12 protein-coding genes and 1 pseudogene are annotated in these 16,341 nt (G+C 71.3%); 8 read left to right on the forward strand and 5 right to left on the reverse strand.

Features of this window, described 5'->3' with window-relative positions; translation table 11 throughout:
- From AB0K00_RS51885 to AB0K00_RS51905, 5 genes and pseudogenes are all read right to left on the reverse strand, one after another.
- Positions 1 to 460, reverse strand: a pseudogene (locus tag AB0K00_RS51885) (dipeptide epimerase); the annotation flags it as partial.
- On the reverse strand, positions 457 to 1,275 hold the full coding sequence (locus AB0K00_RS51890) for a serine hydrolase (protein WP_363538279.1): 819 nt from the start codon (positions 1,273 to 1,275) through the stop codon (positions 457 to 459). The pseudogene AB0K00_RS51885 and the gene AB0K00_RS51890, both read right to left, overlap by 4 nt.
- A 5-nt stretch (positions 1,276 to 1,280) precedes the next feature.
- A complete protein-coding gene (locus tag AB0K00_RS51895) occupies positions 1,281 to 3,029 on the reverse strand; it encodes an ABC transporter substrate-binding protein (RefSeq protein WP_363538264.1) in 1,749 nt (582 codons plus the stop codon).
- Positions 3,030 to 3,049: 20 nt separating this feature from the next.
- Positions 3,050 to 4,036: an ABC transporter permease gene (locus AB0K00_RS51900; protein WP_363538265.1), complete on the reverse strand. Its 987-nt coding sequence runs from the start codon at positions 4,034 to 4,036 to the stop codon at positions 3,050 to 3,052.
- Between the two features lie 4 nt (positions 4,037 to 4,040).
- Positions 4,041 to 5,000, reverse strand: a complete 960-nt coding sequence (locus AB0K00_RS51905; protein ID WP_363538280.1) for an ABC transporter permease — start codon at positions 4,998 to 5,000, stop codon at positions 4,041 to 4,043.
- A 295-nt stretch (positions 5,001 to 5,295) separates the two neighbouring features.
- Between AB0K00_RS51905 and AB0K00_RS51910 the strand changes: the two genes are divergently transcribed.
- The 8 genes from AB0K00_RS51910 (at position 5,296) to dpgA (ending at position 16,335) form a co-directional block, all read left to right on the forward strand.
- Positions 5,296 to 7,278: an N-acetylmuramoyl-L-alanine amidase gene (locus tag AB0K00_RS51910; protein ID WP_363538266.1), complete on the forward strand. Its 1,983-nt coding sequence runs from the start codon at positions 5,296 to 5,298 to the stop codon at positions 7,276 to 7,278.
- On the forward strand, positions 7,275 to 8,567 hold the full coding sequence (locus AB0K00_RS51915; protein ID WP_363538267.1) for a C39 family peptidase: 1,293 nt from the start codon (positions 7,275 to 7,277) through the stop codon (positions 8,565 to 8,567). Before AB0K00_RS51910 ends, AB0K00_RS51915 begins: the two co-directional genes overlap by 4 nt.
- 151 nt (positions 8,568 to 8,718) lie before the next feature.
- Complete coding sequence (locus AB0K00_RS51920) at positions 8,719 to 10,176, forward strand: family 10 glycosylhydrolase (RefSeq protein ID WP_363538268.1); 1,458 nt, start codon at positions 8,719 to 8,721, stop codon at positions 10,174 to 10,176.
- A 63-nt stretch (positions 10,177 to 10,239) separates the two neighbouring features.
- Positions 10,240 to 12,459, forward strand: a complete 2,220-nt coding sequence (locus AB0K00_RS51925; protein ID WP_363538269.1) for an ATP-dependent RecD-like DNA helicase — start codon at positions 10,240 to 10,242, stop codon at positions 12,457 to 12,459.
- Positions 12,460 to 12,582: 123 nt separating this feature from the next.
- Positions 12,583 to 13,002, forward strand: coding sequence for a cold shock domain-containing protein (locus AB0K00_RS51930; RefSeq protein WP_363538270.1), 420 nt, complete (start codon positions 12,583 to 12,585; stop codon positions 13,000 to 13,002).
- 200 nt (positions 13,003 to 13,202) lie between these two features.
- On the forward strand, positions 13,203 to 13,733 hold the full coding sequence (locus AB0K00_RS51935; RefSeq protein ID WP_363538271.1) for a hypothetical protein: 531 nt from the start codon (positions 13,203 to 13,205) through the stop codon (positions 13,731 to 13,733).
- A 174-nt stretch (positions 13,734 to 13,907) separates the two neighbouring features.
- On the forward strand, positions 13,908 to 15,092 hold the full coding sequence (locus AB0K00_RS51940) for a cytochrome P450 (protein ID WP_363538272.1): 1,185 nt from the start codon (positions 13,908 to 13,910) through the stop codon (positions 15,090 to 15,092).
- Between the two features lie 112 nt (positions 15,093 to 15,204).
- On the forward strand, positions 15,205 to 16,335 hold the full coding sequence (gene dpgA, locus AB0K00_RS51945; RefSeq protein WP_363538273.1) for a 3,5-dihydroxyphenylacetyl-CoA synthase DpgA: 1,131 nt from the start codon (positions 15,205 to 15,207) through the stop codon (positions 16,333 to 16,335).
- Positions 16,336 to 16,341: the final 6 nt, after the last annotated feature.

Raw genomic sequence — 16,341 nt, forward strand, 5'->3', positions numbered from 1 at the left:
CGCCGACCCGGGCGCGCGCGGCCGCGGCCAGGGCGTCCGGGCTGCCGGCGGCGAGGGTGACGTCGGTCGGCACCGACGTGGCCACGCCGCCGAGGTACCGCACGAGGGGGACGCCCGCCCGGCGCGCGGCGAGGTCGTGCAGGGCGACGTCGACGGCGGCCTTCGCGCCCTCGTTGCGCTGGACGGCGCGCTGCACCAGCCCGGCGTTGCCGGTCACGTCGTCGGCGTCGCGGCCGGTGAGCAGCGGGCCGAGGAGCTGCTGGACGCAGGCCTCGGCGCCGGCCACCGAACCGCCGGTCACCTGCCACACCTGCGGTGCCTCGCCGAAGCCGGCCCGGCCGTCCCCGTCGACGATCTCGACCAGCAGCGACTCGACGGTCGTGGCGCGGCGCAGGGCGGTGACGAACGGCGTGTGGAACGGCGCGGACACCCGGTGGGTCCGCACCTCCTTGATACTCATGCGGGCAGCTCCCTACGGGCGTCCCAGGCGATGCGGGACAGGCGGGCGATCAACCGGCGGGCGGGCTCGTCACCGGGGGCGCCGGTGGTGCAGACCGCGAGCACGTACGGCGGGGCGTCGCCGGGCAGGACGACGCCGGCGCTGTGCCGCACGCCGGTGACCCAGCCGTTCTTGTGTGCGACGCGGACCCCGCCGGGCACCCCCAGCGCGAGGTCCACCCGGTGTTCCTGGGCGGCGAGCACGTCGAGCATCTCGGCGCACGACGGGCCGGCGGCGACGGTCCCGGTGGCGATGCCGCCCAGCAGCCGGGCGACGTCGGCGGCGGTGACCGTGTTGTCGATGCCGGCGGCGCGGGCCGCACGGTCCTCGATGCCGCGCCCGGTGACGCTGCCGGTCGCACCGGCGATCCGCCACGCCTCGCCGACCGCGGGCAGTCCGACCAGGGCGAGGAGGAGGTTGGTCGCGAGGTTGCCGGACCGCACGATCATCCGGCGGGCCAGCCACCGGGCCGGCGCGGTGTCGCCGAGGCGGTCCCACACGTCGTGCTCGCTGTCGTAGCCGGGGTCGCAGGCGTAGCGGGAGCCGGCGGCCGAGGCGAAGTCGTTGTGCACCGGCACCGGCGCGTCCAGGTCGATCGTGCCGGCGTCCGCGGCCCGGTACAGCGCCACGAGCACAGCGACCTTCATCATGCTGGCGGCGTAGTGCCGCTCGTGCGCCGCGCGCAGGTATGCCGGCGGTGCGCCGGGCCGGCCCAGGAACACTGAGACCCGGCCCGGCGCGCCGTCGAGCGCCCTGTCGAACGCCCCGTCGAGCAGTGAGGTCACTGGCGGACGTAGGCGTTGGTGACCGCGACGCTGCCCCAGATGGAGTCGACGAAGATGCCGCCGACCTTGGAGCCGTGAATGGTGAACATGACGTCAACGTACAGCGGGACGACCGGCGCGTGCTCCTTCATGATCTTCTCGTCGAGCTTGCCCCATTCGCTGCCCTGCTCGGCAACGGGCATGGCCAGGACCCGGTCGAACTCGGCGTTGAGCGCCGGCGCGTTGAGGTACGACGCGCCGTTGTTGCTGCCGCCGTCCTTGATCGCCCGGCCGTCGTAGAGGATTGGCAGGATCGAGGCGCCGCTGGGCCAGTCCGCACCCCACGAGCCGATGTACAGGTCCCAGGGGTTGCCCTTCTTCTTCGTCTCGTCGAGGAAGGTGTCCGCCGCGATCGGCTTCAGCGTGATCTTGAAGCCGGCCTTCTCCAGGTTGCCCTTGAGGTGGGTGCTGAGCTCCTGGTTGCGGGCGTCGTCGGGGAACCCGAGCACCAGCTCGGGCGAGGCGCCGCCGAGCAGCTCCTTCGCTTTGTCCGGGTTGCCGCTGCGGCCGGCCGGGTACGCGTCGTAGTTGTTCCAGCCGATCGTCGCCGGCGGCATGAGCGTGGTGACGGCGCGGGCCACCGTGTCGCCGCCGAGGGTCTTGACGACGCCGTCGCGGTCGATGGCGTAGTTGAGGGCCTGGCGGACCTTCAGGTCGGTGACCCGGTTGTTGTTGATGGTCAGCGTGTACTCGCTGGGCGTGGGCTCCTGCAGCGTGCGCGCCTTCAGCGCCGGGTCACCGACCACTTTGGACACCAGGGACGAGTCGACGCCGTTGAACGACACGGCGGTCGCGTCGCCGCCGCTGTCGGCGATGATGCGGTTGGTCTGGGTGACCGGGTCGGCGCCGAACTCGTAGACGTAGGTGTCCGGGTACTGGTGCCGCATCGCGTCGGTCGCCGGGTCCCAGAACGGGTTGCGGTCGAACGTGAGCCGGGTGCCGGCCTCGTTCTTGGCGAGCTTGTAGGGACCGGAGGAGAACGGGGACTTGTCGTAGTCGGTGCCGGTGTCCTTGGCCGGCGGCACCGGCGCGGTCGCCGGCAGCGACACCGCGAACGGCAGGTCGCAGTGCGGCCTGGCGAACGTGAACTTCAGCGTGCGAGGGTCAGGGGTGCTCAGCCCCGGCGGCAGCGAGGTCTTGTTCGCCGCGAAGTTGAACTTCGTGTCGAACTGAGGCGTGTCGGCCAGCCATTCCTGGATGTAGGTGGGGCCGCCGGTGAGCGACAGGTCGAAGGAGCGGGCGATGCCGTAGGCGATCTCCGCCGACGTGATCGCGCTGCCGTCCTCGAACTTCACCCCGTCCTTGATCTTGAACTCCCACGTCTTGCAGTCCTTGTTGACGTCGGTGCCGGGCGTCTCGGCCAGGTCACCGACGAGGACCACCTTGCCCTTGCCGTCGTCCTTGTACGTGGTGAGCCGCCGCGCGTACAGCTGCGAGGCGGTCAGGCCGACGAACGAGTACACCCGCTGCGGGTCGAGGTGCGAGACCTTGCTCTGCCGCAGGACGGTGACGGTGCCGCCCTTGGTCGCGCCAGGGATCTGCGCCGCCGGCCCGCGGGAGTCCTTCGGGTCGGTGGCGATCGAGCCGCTGGCCTGCCGGTTGGTGTCGGGCCCGGCGTCGTCGTCGGTGCGCTTGTTGTTGCTGCACGCGCCGAGACCGGCTACGAGCGTGAGCAGTACCAGCGCTGCAAAGGGTCTGCGTGGCATGTCGTCCTCCCTGATCGGTTTCACCGCAGCCGGACGCGCGGATCGATGACGGTGTAGAGCACGTCGACGACCACGTTGGCCGCGATGATGAATGCGGCGGCGATCAGGACGGTGCCCATGATCGTCGGCAGGTCGCCGTCCTTGACCGCGTCGATCGCGGTCCGGCCGAGGCCGCGAAGGCCGAATGTGGTCTCGGTGATGACCGTCCCGCCGAGCGCGGCGCCGATCTCGACGCCCGCGGTCGTGACGAGCGGCGTGATCGCGGCGCGCAGCACGTGCCGGCGCACGACGGTGCGGTACCGCAGCCCCTTGGCCTCCGCGGTGCGCACGTAGTCCTCCGACAGCGTCTCCAGCATCTGCGCGCGGGACAGCCGGGCGTACACGGCGGAGAAGAGGATCGCGAGGGCGCACCACGGCAGGATCAGTGCCGTCGCCCAGTCCCACGGGTTGTCCAGGATGGAGGTGTACCGGGGGTACGGCAGGACCTTGAGCGTGTACACGAAGACCAGCAGCAGGACGCCGCCCACGAAGTACAGCTGCAGCGAGGCGCCCGTCAGGGACGCGCCGATCGCGAGGCGGTCGAACACCGTGCCGAGGCGCAGCGCGGAGAGCATGCCCAGCCCGATGCCGACGGCGAGCCACAGGATCGACGCCGGGACCACGATGCTCAGCGTCACCGGGATGACCCGGCCGAAGGTCTCCGTCACCGGTTCGCTGTTGACGTAGGAGTAGCCGAGGCACGGCGCGTCACAGTGCCCGCCCTGCGCGGCACCCAGGTCGCGGCCGGCGAAGATGCCCTGGACGTAGTGCAGGTACTGCAGGTACTTGGGGTCGTTGAGCCCGAGCTCGTCCCGGACCCGCTCGAGGCGGGCGGCGTCGCAGTTCTTCGGGCACATCGCGGTCGCCGGGTCGCGGGGGAGCGCGAAGAACATCAGGAACGTCAGCACGCTGACCGCGAACAGCGTGAGGATCGCCAGGAGGATCCGCCGGAGCAGGAAGTTCAGCACGCCGTCACCGCGCCGACCTGGGAGCTGAACGGGGGTCGAGCGCGTCGCGGACCGCGTCGCCGAACAGGTTGAAGGACAGCACCAGCACGAAGATCGTGACACCGGGGAAGAACACGTAGGCCGGGTCGGTCTGCAGGTAGTTGAGGCTGCGGAAGATGGTGCGGCCGAAGTCGGGGGTCGGCTCCAGCATGCCGATGCCGAGGAAGGACAGGGCCGCCTCGCTGGTGATGTACGCCGGGATCGACAGCGAGAACACGACGATGATCGGTGCCCACAGGTTCGGCAGCAGCTCCTTGAACAGGATCCGCGACGTGCGGGCGCCGGTGGCCCGGGCGGCGTCGACGAACTCGCGCTCGCGCAGCGACAGCACCTGGCCGCGGACCAGGCGGGCGGTGGCGGTCCAGCCGAAGGCGGCGAACAGGCCGATGAGCACGATGACCCGGAACCAGCCCGGCACCGCCTCCCGCGGGCCGTAGAAGGCCAGTTCCAGGGGGCGGATCAGGGCCAGGGTGAAGATGAGGAACGGCAGCGCGAGGGCCACGTCAGTGATCCAGTTGATGACCGCGTCGACCCAGCCGCCGAGGTAGCCGGAGACGATGCCGGTCAGCACGCCGAGCGTCGTGGTGACGATGGCCGCGGCGAACGCGATGCCCAGCGAGGTGCGCATCCCGTAGACCATCTGGATGAACACGTCGCGGCCGAGGCCGGGCTCGATGCCGAACCAGTGGGTGCCGGAGACGCCGCCGGCCACCCCGTACGGCATGCCGTAGCGGTCGAGGTCGTCCTTGAAGGAGTCCTGCGGGCTGATCCCGTAGGCCGCCTCGATCAGCGGCGCGGCGATCGCCACGACGATGAGCAGCGCCGACACGACGCCGCTGACCAGGGCGGTGCGGTCGCGCCGCAGCCGCAGCCGGACGGCCTGCCCGAGCGACCGGGCGACGATCGTGCCGCCCTCCAGGGGCATGACGCTCAACCCGCCACCTCCGCCACCTCCGCCATAGATGGCAACGACTGTAGGTAACCGTCGACAATCGACGTAAGAGTGAAGGTAATCTACAAACTCTCCGGCGTCACCGGTTGGTTGTAACGGATCTGCAAACCCTGCCGCCGCCGGCGGCTCGCCATGTTTCGGACAAATAGCCCGAAGCGCGCGGCATCGCGAAGATTCCCAACGCTGCGCGGCAACTTCCCGCAAGGGATTGACGTCAAAGATTGTTGTGCGTCACGCTGTGCCGAGCCACCCGCAGTCAGGAGGTTCGATGCGCCGACGTCGCTCCCTCACCCCGGCAGCCACCCTCAGCGCCGCAATGGTCCTTGCGCTGAGCGCCGCCACGCTGCCTGCCGGCAGCGCGGCCGCGGCCGGACCCGACACCCGCCAGGCCACATACGCCGCCGCGGCGGCGGCCTGGGGCGTGCCGCCGAGCGTCCTGCTCGGCGTCTCCTACCTGGAGTCCCGCTGGGACACCAACCGCGGCATGCCCAGCACCGGCGCGGGTTACGGCCCCATGCACCTGACCGACGCCGCCACCCTGGCCGCCGCGCAGCCGCACCACGACGCGGGCGCGGATCCACGCGGCGACGACGCCCGCGCCCCGAAGACCGTCCAGCCCGCGGCGACCACCGCGGCCGGGCCGGCGTTGCAGACGCTGCAGCGCGCGGCGGAGCTCACCGGTACACCTGCCGCAACGCTGCAAACGGACCCTGCGGCCAACATCCAGGGCGGCGCGGCCCTGCTCGCCGCCTACCAGCGCGCCGCCGGCGGCCCGTCCGGGGCCGGCAGCGACCCCGCCGCCTGGTACGGCGCGGTCGCGAAGTACAGCGGCGCCGACACCACCGGCGCCGCGGCCGCCTTCGCCGACGAGGTCTACGCGACCCTGCGCGACGGCGCCGCCCGCACCACCGACGACGGGCACCCGGTGACACTGCCCGCACAGCCCGGCATCGCCCCCGTGAAGTCCACATTGGACCGTCTCGGCCTGCGCCGGTCACCGCCGCGCCCCGACGGCCTGGAGTGCCCGGCCGACATCTCGTGCGAGTGGGTCCCGGCACCCTACGAGCAGTACGGCGCCACCCCCGGCGCCTACGGCAACCACGACCTGAGCGAGCGGCCGCAGCGGCAGCGGATCGAGTACATCGTCATCCACGACACCGAAGCCGACTACGCCACCACGCTCGACCTGGTGCAGGACCCGACATACGTCAGCTGGCACTACACGCTGCGCTCGGTCGACGGGCACGTCGCCCAGCACGTGCGGACCAAGGACGTGGCCTGGCACGCCGGCAACTGGTATGTCAACGCCAAGTCGATCGGCCTGGAGCACGAGGGCTTCGCCGCGCAGCAGGGCGCCTGGTACACCGAGGCGATGTACCGCTCGTCGGCGAAACTGGTGCGGTACCTGGCGACGCGGCTGGCCATCCCGCTGGACCGCCAGCACATCATCGGCCACGACAACGTTCCCGGCACCGTGCCCTCGACGGTGCGCGGCATGCACTGGGATCCCGGCCCGTACTGGGACTGGAGCCACTACTTCGACCTGCTGCACGCGCCGTTCATCACGTTCGGCACCGCACGAACCGGGCTCGTCACGATGGACCCTGACTACGGCACCAACCAGCCGCCGTACACCGGCTGCACCGGGACGCCGGACAACCCGTGCCCGCCGCACGGCTCGTCGCAGGTGCTGCTGCGCACCGCGCCGGCGCTCGACGCGCCGCTGCTGACCGACCTCGGCCTGCACCCCGGCGGGGAGCCGGCCACGATGCAGATCGCCGACCACGGCGCCCGGGCCGCCGCCGGGCAGACCTACGCCGTCGCCGGCCGGCAAGGCGACTGGACCGCGATCTGGTACCTCGGCCAGAAAGGCTGGTTCCTCAACCCGCCCGCACACCCGGCGGCGAAATGGTCGACCGGGCTCGTCGTCACCCCGAAGCCCGGCAAGGCCAGCATCCCCGTGTACGGGCGCGCCTACCCCGAGCAGTCCGCCTACCCGGCGGGCGTGCCCTACCAGGCGGTCACGCCACTGCAGTACACGTTCGCCGCCGGCCAGCGGTACACCCTCGGCGGCGTCGTGCCCGGCGAGTACTACCGGGCGACGACGTTCGCCGGCACCAGCCCCGGCGACTGGACGGTCATCCGCGGCCAGACCAGGTACGCGCAGATCCAGTTCGGGCACCGCGTCATGTTCGTCAATCTCGACGACGTGCAGATCCTGCCGTCGTTCCTTCCGGTGGAGGGTTCATGAGACGATTCGTCGCCATCGCCGTGCTCGCCGTGGCCTCGCTGCTGCCGGCTGCCCCGGCGGTGGCCCGCCCCGGACCGGTCCGCCACGACGAGCAGATCACCTTCCACCGGTGGCAGTCCTACCCGCAGTGGCGCAGCGGCACCGCGGAGGGCACCCGCGCGGTGCCCGGCCGCAAGCCGTACCTGACCATCGGCCGGGCGACGGGCACCGCCGACGGCTGGGAATCGGCGACCTGGACGTCGCCGGTGCAGCGGATCGGCTTCGGCGCCGGCGAGCTCGTCGCGTCGTGGAACGCCGAGACCCCCGCCGGCACCTGGCTGCAGGTCGAGCTGGAAGGCACCTACACCGACGGGCGGGCGACCCCGCGGTACGTCATGGGCCGCTGGGCCAGCGGTGACCAGGACATCCGGCGCTCCACCGTGGACGGACAGGGCGACGGCGTGTCGTCGATCTGGACCGACACCTTCTCCGTCGACGACACCGCCGCCGGCGTGCTGCTGGAGTCGTACCGGCTGCGGGTCACCCTGTTCCGGAAGCCCGGCACGACCGCGGCGCCCCGCGTGTATCTGGTCGGCGCGATGGCCTCGAACGTGCCGGACCGCTTCACCGTCCCGGCGAGCGCCGGGCACATCGCGTGGGGCAGGGAGCTGGCGGTCCCCAGATACTCGCAGAACATCCACGAGGGTCAGTACCCGGAGTATGACGGGGGCGGCGAGGCCTGGTGCTCGCCGACGTCGACGGAGATGGTCGTCGAGTACTGGGGACACCGCCCGAGCGCGGACGACCTCGCCTGGGTCGACCCGTCCTACGCCGACCCGCAGGTCGACCACGCCGCCCGCAGCACCTACGACTACACCTACGCGGGCGCCGGGAACTGGCCGTTCAACACCGCGTACGCCGCGACCTACGGGCTCACCGGCATCGTGACCCGGCTGCACTCCCTCGACGAGGCCGAACGGTTCATCGCCGCCGGCATCCCGGTGATCACGTCGCAGTCGTTCCTTGCCACCGAGCTGACCGGCGCGAACTACTCGACGTCCGGGCACCTGTTCGTCATCGTCGGCTTCACCGCGACCGGCGACGTCATCGTCAACGACCCGGCGTCCTCGTCGAACGACGCGGTCCGCAACGTGTACAGCCGCGCGGAGTTCGAACAGGTGTGGCTGCGCACGAAGCGGTACCGGGCGAACGGCACCGTCGCCTCCGGCAGCGGCGGCATCGCGTACCTCATCGCCCCTTCCACGGCGCAGTGGCCGCGGGTGCCGGGCTCATCCAACTGGCTCGTCTGAGGTGGCCTCCATGTTCGCCCGTCTGTCTGCCTTGCTCTGCCTCGGTGCCGCGCTCGTCGTGGCCACGCCCGCTGCCGGGTCTGCTTCCGTGACCGCGGAACCGACCGTCTGTGTTACGGACCCGGCCACGCCGAAGCATCAGCTGCGTGCCATGTGGATCGCCAGCGTCGTCAACATCGACTGGCCCAGCGCGCCCGGCAAGTCGCCGTCGGAGCTGCGGGCCGAGTACGACGGCTGGCTCGCCCTCGCCAAGTCCCTCAACTACAACGCCGTCATCGTGCAGGTACGCCCGCACACCGACGCGTTCTGGCCGTCGCCGCTGGAGCCGTGGTCGCAGTACCTCACCGGGGTCGCCGGCCAGGACCCCGGCTGGGACCCGCTCGCCTACCTGGTCCGCCGCGCGCACGAGGAGAACCTGGAGTTCCACGCCTGGTTCAACCCGTACCGGGCGAGCATGCCCGCACCCGGCGGGGCCGGCACCGACCTGACGACGCTGCCGGAGACCAGCCCGCTGCGGGTGCATCCTGACTGGGCCGTGGCGTATCCGGTCGACAACGCGGCCGGCCGGCTCTACGTCAACCCCGGCATCCCGGCCGCCCGCGCCTGGGTGCAGGACGCCGTCATGGACGCGGTCACGAAATACGACATCGACGGCGTGCACTTCGACGACTACTTCTACCCGTACCCGGCGGCCGGGCAGGACTTCGGCGACGACGCCACGTTCGCGCAGTACGGGACGGGCTTCGCCAGCAAGGGCGACTGGCGGCGCAACAACATCGACCTGCTCATCCGCGAGCTGGACGGGCGCATCCACGCAGCCAAGCCGTGGGTGAAGTTCGGCGTCAGCCCGTTCGGGATCTGGCGCAACAAGGCCGCCGACCCGCTCGGCTCCGACACCAACGGCACCCAGTCCTACGACGCCAACTTCGCCGACACCCGCAAATGGGTGAAGGAAGGCTGGATCGACTACATCGTGCCGCAGGTGTACTGGAACATCGGCTTCGCCGTCGCCGACTACGCGAAGCTCGTGCCGTGGTGGGCGGACGTCGTCGCCGGCACCGACGTCCAGCTGTACATCGGCCAGGCCGACTACAAGGTCGCCGCCGCCGGGCAGCCGGCCGCCTGGTTCGACCCGCAGGAACTGTCCAACCACCTGACGCTGAACCGGCAGTACCCGCAGGTGCTCGGCGACGTGCACTTCAGCGCCGTGCAGGTCCGGGCCAACCGCCTGGAGGCCGAGACGATCCTCGCCGCCGCGCACCACAGCCGGCCGGCGTTCCCGCCCGCGTGGGGGCCGTCGAAGCCGCTGCTGTTCCCGGTGATCACCTCGGCCCGGCGGACCGCGGCCGGCGCTGAGCTGCGGTGGCGCCCGACGGTCAGCGGGGCCGGCCCGTTCGGCGAGGTCACCTCGTACGGCGTGTACCGGCTCGACGGCGCGACCATCCCGTCGGGCTGCGACCTCGCCGACGCCGCGCACCTGGTGGCGACGGTGCGTGACACCACGTTCACCGACCCGACCGCCGAACCGGGCCGGCACTACACCTACGTCGTCACCGCCCTCGACCGGCTCTGGCACGAGAGCCCCGCGAGCCCGCCGCGCTGGATCTGACCGCCGCCGAGGACCTGGCCGGGGACTGGCGGGCCGGCCAGGTCAGCGGGCACGATGGTCGCCGTGACCTCGACCGCCGCCGCCTCGACCCGTCCACCCGGTGCCGTGCTCGAGGCGGTCCTGGAGCGGCTGACCTACGTCAACGAGGACACCGGCTACACCGTCGCCCGGGTCGCGACCAGCCGCGGCGGCGACGAGCTGCTGACCGTCGTCGGGGCGCTGCTCGGCGCGCAGCCCGGCGAGAGCCTGCGGCTGCAGGGCCGGTGGTCGAGTCACCCGAAGTTCGGCCGGCAGTTCGAGGTCGAGTCCTACACCACGGTCCTGCCCGCCACCATCCAGGGCATCCAGCGCTACCTCGGCTCCGGCCTGGTCAAGGGGATCGGGCCGGTGTTCGCCGAGCGGATCGTCGCGCACTTCGGCCTGGACACGCTGCGCATCATCGAGGAGGAATCCGGCCGGCTGATCGAGGTCCCCGGCCTCGGACCGAAACGCACCGCGAAGATCACCGCCGCCTGGGCCGAGCAGCAGGCGATCAAGGAGGTGATGGTCTTCCTGCAGGGCGTCGGCGTCTCGACGTCCCTCGCGGTGCGGATCTTCAAGCAGTACGCCGACGCGTCGATCTCCGTGGTCCAGAACGAGCCGTACAAGCTGGCCGCCGACGTGTGGGGGATCGGGTTCAAGACCGCCGACACCATCGCGCGGGCGGTCGGCATCCCGCACGACAGCCCGGAACGGGTCAAGGCCGGCCTGCAGTACACCCTGTCCGAGGCCACCGACGCCGGGCACTGCTACCTCCCGCAGGCGAACCTGACCGCCGACGCGGCGAAGATCCTCGACGTCCCCGCCGCGCTCGTCGGCACCTGCCTGGACACCCTCGCCGCCGACGAGGGCGTGATCCGCGAGGCGGTGCCGGGCCCGGACGGGTCGGTGACCGCCGTGTACCTGGTGCCGTTCCACCGGGCCGAGACCGCGCTCGCCGGGTCCCTGAACCGGCTCCTGCGCGAGCGGACCGACCGGATGCCGCACTTCGGCGACGTCGACTGGCCCAAGGCCCTCACCTGGCTGCACACCCGGACCGGGGCCACCCTGGCGCCGGCGCAGGAGCAGGCCGTGCGGCTCGCGCTGACGTCGAAGGTCGCGGTGCTCACCGGCGGCCCCGGCTGCGGCAAGAGCTTCACCGTCCGCTCGATCGTCACCCTCGCCGCGGCGAAGAAGGCCAAGGTCACGCTGGTCGCGCCGACCGGCCGGGCGGCGAAACGCCTCGCCGAGCTCACCGGCCATCCCGCCGGGACCGTGCACCGGCTGCTGCAGCTGCGGCCCGGCGGCGACGCCACCTTCGACCGGGACAACCCGCTGGACGTGGACCTCCTCGTCGTGGACGAGGCGTCCATGCTCGACCTGATCCTGGCGAACAAGCTCATCAAGGCCGTCCCGCCCGGCGCGCACGTCCTCCTCGTCGGCGACGTCGACCAGCTGCCGTCCGTCGGCGCCGGCGAGGTCCTCCGCGACGTCCTCGCCGCTGACGGCATCCCGCAGGTGCGCCTCACCCAGGTGTTCCGGCAGGCGGCCCAGTCCGGGGTGGTGGTCAACGCCCACCGCATCAACGCCGGCAAGCCACCCCAGTTGCAGGGCATGACCGACTTCTTCCTGTTCGCCTGCGACGACACCGACGAGACCGCGGCGTTGACCGTCGACGTGGCCTGCACCCGCATCCCGGCCAAGTTCGGCCTCGACCCCAGGCGCGACATCCAGGTCCTCACCCCGATGCACCGGGGCCCCGCCGGCGCGGGTGCGCTGAACGGCCTGCTGCAGCAGCGCCTCACCCCGGGCCGGGACGGGCTGCCGGAGCGGCGGTTCGGCGGCCGGGTGTTCCGCCTCGGCGACAAGGTCACCCAGATCCGCAACAACTACGACAAGGGACAGGCCGGGGTGTTCAACGGCACCCTCGGCGTCATCACCGCACTGTCCACAGAGGAGCAGACCCTCACCGTGCGCACCGACGAGGACGAGCACATCGACTACGACTTCGACGAGCTCGACGAACTCGCGCACGCGTACGCGATGACCATCCACCGTTCGCAGGGTTCGGAGTACCCGGCCGTGGTCGTCCCGCTGACCACGAGCGCGTGGATGATGCTGCAACGCAACCTGCTCTACACCGCCGTCACCCGGGCGAAGCAGCTCGTCGTCCTCGTCGGGTCCCGCCGCGCGCTCGCCGCCGCCGTGCGCACCGTCGGCGCCGGCCGCCGGCACACCGCCCTGACCCACCGGCTCGGCGCCTGACGGGCGTGCTGATCACGTGACGGGGGGTTACTGTTCCCGCGTACTGCTGTACCGTCCGGTGCGAACGAGGCCCTGGTTCGTGCCTGGGCTTCGATGGTTCGCCAGCGGGGTGAGGTGGTTGCTGTGGTTTCGGTGGGAAGAGTGCTGAGGTTCGACGACACCCGTGGATACGGGTTCATCGCGCCGACAGAGGGTGGCGAGGATGTTTTCGTCCACGCGAACGACTTCGGCGAGGCGAGGCATCTCGTGCGTCCCGGGCTCCGGGTGGAGTACGAGTGCGCGGAGGGCGACCGGGGGCTGAAGGTGGCGTCGGTCCGTATCCTCGACGATCTGGCGGCGCAGCCGCCGGTCCGGGTGGTGGAGCCGCATGACCGGACCGCCGACGACGACGGCCTGTGCGACGTCCTGGCGGTCGGCGAGTTCACCGGCGAGGTGACGGAGATGCTGATCCAGCATCTGCCGTCGCTCACCGGCGGGCAGATCGCCGAGATCCGGGACCGGTTCGTCGGCGTCGCCCGCACACACGGCTGGGTGGAAGGCTGAGACCGTCGCCCGCCCGGTCCGCCGGGCGGGCGACGGCGGTCCGTCAGGACGCGTGTGGTGTCAGGTGTCGTGTTCCGCGACATCCAACTGTGGTATTGCACCCGGCCGGCGAACCTGCCTGATCGGGACCGTGCGGTGTTGTTGAACTGTAAGTGTCGTGTCATGTCGGATCGCATCGCGACAACGTCTGAGGAGTCGGGTTGAGCGCCTATCTCATCTCCATCGCGTCGGCACCCGACGCCGCCGGCGCCGCCGAGTCCGACGAGGTCGTCAGCATCCTGGTCGAGGCCGGGGCAGACGCGGCACGGATCGTCGAGATGACCGTCCGGTCGTCGGCGCCCGGTGGGTTGTTCCTGCGGCGGCTACCGCAGATCGACCTGGCGGTGCTCGGCCGCGCGCTGGTGTGCGCCGCGGGGGCCGGCCCCGAAGCCACCACGGCCGCGGCCGCCGGAACCGACACCGACACCGGCGCCGCGCCGCCGGGCGAGTCGCGCGCCGAGACGTCGCTGCGCAAGACCGTGTCGTCCCGGCCCGCCGCCGCGCCCCGGGCGTCCAGGGGGAGCAAGCAGACCCGCCGCACCGAGCGGGCCTACCGGCGGATGCCGGATGTGGACGAGCTGCTGGCGACCTTCGCCGAGATCGGCAGCGTGACGAAGCTCGCCGAGCACTACGGCGTCCCGCGGCACACCGCACAGGGATGGATGGGCCGGGCCCGCAAGGCGCGGAGCTAGGCACGCCGGCAGACCCGACCTCGTGGTGTCCGCGGATCCGGCCGCGGGCGTCGTGCCGATGCACGCTGCGCGCCGCCGGTCACGCCGTGCGGCGCGACGCCGTAACCGATCTTGACCGTTCGCGACGTGTGGTGGCACGGTTCGTCGGTGTCCTTCGATGCTCCCGATCATCCTGTGCCACACATCAATCTGGTCGATCCTGGGCTCTACCGCGACGGTGACCCGTTCGCGCAGTGGCGATGGCTTCGCGAGAACGACCCCGTCCACCTGCACGAGCCGACGGACTACCCGGCCTTCTGGGCGTTGACGAAATACGAGGACATCAAGGCCGTCTTCCGGGACGCCGCGACGTTCAGCTCGGCGCAGGGCATTCTCCTGCGGCCGTCGGGCCACGGCGCCGACCCCGGCGGCGGCCGCACCCTGGCGCTCACCGACCCGCCGCGGCACCGCCAGCTCAGAGGACTCGTCGACGAGTGGTTCACGGTCCGTTCGGTCCGGGCCATCGAGGCGGAGATGCGGACCGTCGCCGGCAGCGTGATCGATCTCGCGGTGCAGCGGGGAGCGTGCGACTTCGTCGAGGACATCGCCGCGCGGATCCCGCTGTACATGATCTGCAGCATGATGGGGGTCCCGCAGGCCGACTGGGAGCGGCTGTTCACGTTGAGCCGCCAGGCTTTCGGCGGCGACGACGCCATGACCCGGCGGTTCGCCCACCTGGACATCATGGGCTACTTCCAGAGCCTCAGCGCGATCAAGGCGGCGAACCCGGCCGACGACCTGGTGAGCGTGCTGGTGACCGGCAGGATCGACGGCGAGCCGCTCACCCAGCAGGAGATCCTGCTCAACTGCGACAACCTGTTCGTGGGCGGCGCCGAGAACACCCGCATCGCGGCGGCCGGCGGCATGCTCGCCTTCATCGAACATCCGCAGCAGTGGCGACTGCTCACGGAGGACCCGGGGCTCCTGCCCGGCGCGGTCGAAGAGGTGCTGCGGTGGACCTCCACGCCGACCCACATCCTGCGCACCGCTACCCGGCCGGTCGAGCTCCGCGACCGCAGCGTCGCCGCCGGCGACCTGGTCACCTTGTGGCTGCCGTCGGCGAACCGCGACGAGGAGGTGTTCGACGATCCCGACCGGTTCGACGTGCGGCGGCAGCCCAACCGGCACCTGTCGCTGGGCTTCGGCGAGCACTTCTGCGTGGGCAGCGTGCTCGCCCGCGTCGAGATCCGGCTGCTGTACCAGGAGCTCATCGACCGGTCCCTCGACGTCGAGCCGACGGGCGAACCGACGCGGCTGGACTCCATCGTGGTGAACGGCCTGCAGCACCTGCCGGTGAAGCTGGTCCCGAGTCGCTCGTGAACCGGTCCCCGACCTTGAGCTATCCCGACCATCCGATGGGAGGACCGATCCGAATGATCCGGACGGCCGTCAAACCGCGCACCAAGCCCCGCATGTGGGGATGGACCTACCGATGACCATCAGCATCGACGCCGAACGTCCGGAACTGCTGGGCCTTCCGGCACCGCGCCCGCAGTCCCTCGGCGCGTCGAGACCCGCCCGCATCGCCGGCGTCGGCACCGCGGTGACCCCCGAGTCGTACACCCAGCAGGAGGTCCTGGACCTGTTCGGGATCACCGACCCGAAGATCCGGTCCGTCTTCCTCAACAGCGCCATCACCCGCCGCCACCTGACGCTCCCACCGCTGGATGCCGAAGGGCGACGCGTCTCGGAGCCGCAGGGCGAGCTCCTTGCGAAACACACCCGGCTCGCCGTCGACATGGCCCTGCGAGCGATGCGATCCAGCCTCGACGACGCCGGCGCGAGCCTGGCGGACGTCGACTACCTGTGCTGCGTCACCTCGACCGGGTTCCTGACCCCAGGGCTGAGCGCCCTCGTCATCCGCGAGGCCGGGATCGACCCCGGCTGCCACCGCGTCGACGTCGTGGGCATGGGCTGCAACGCCGGGCTCAACGCCCTCAACGGGACGGCGGCCTGGGCCCGCGCCAACCCGGGCCGGCTCGCGGTCATGGTGTGCGCCGAGGCCTGTTCCGCCGCCTACACGTTCGACTCGACCATGCGCACCGCGGTCGTCAACAGCCTCTTCGGCGACGGCGCCGCCGCCGTCTCGCTGGTGGCCTCCGACGGCGCGGCCGGCGCCGACGGACCCCGCGTGCTGTCCTTCGCCAGTCACATCATCACCGACGCCATCGGCGCGATGCGCTACGACTGGGACGCCGACCAGCACCGGTTCAGCTTCTACCTCGACCCCGACATCCCGTACGTGGTCGGCGCCCACGCCGAACGGGTCGTGGACCGGCTCCTGTCCGGTGCGGGCCTGCCGCGCAGCGCCGTCCAGCACTGGCTGGTGCACTCGGGCGGGAAGAAGGTCATCGACGCGGTGCGGGTCAACCTCGGCCTCACCCGCCACGACGTGCGCCACACCACGGGCGTGCTCTCCGACTACGGCAACCTCTCCAGCGGCTCGTTCCTGTTCTCCTACGAACGGCTGGTCCAGGAACACGTCGCCGAACCCGGCGACTACGGGGTCCTGATGACGATGGGACCTGGTTCGACCATCGAGACGGCGCTGGTCCAGTGGTGACGGGGA

It is taken from the genome of Dactylosporangium sp. NPDC049525 (genome assembly GCF_040676755.1).
GTDB lineage: Bacteria > Actinomycetota > Actinomycetes > Mycobacteriales > Micromonosporaceae > Dactylosporangium.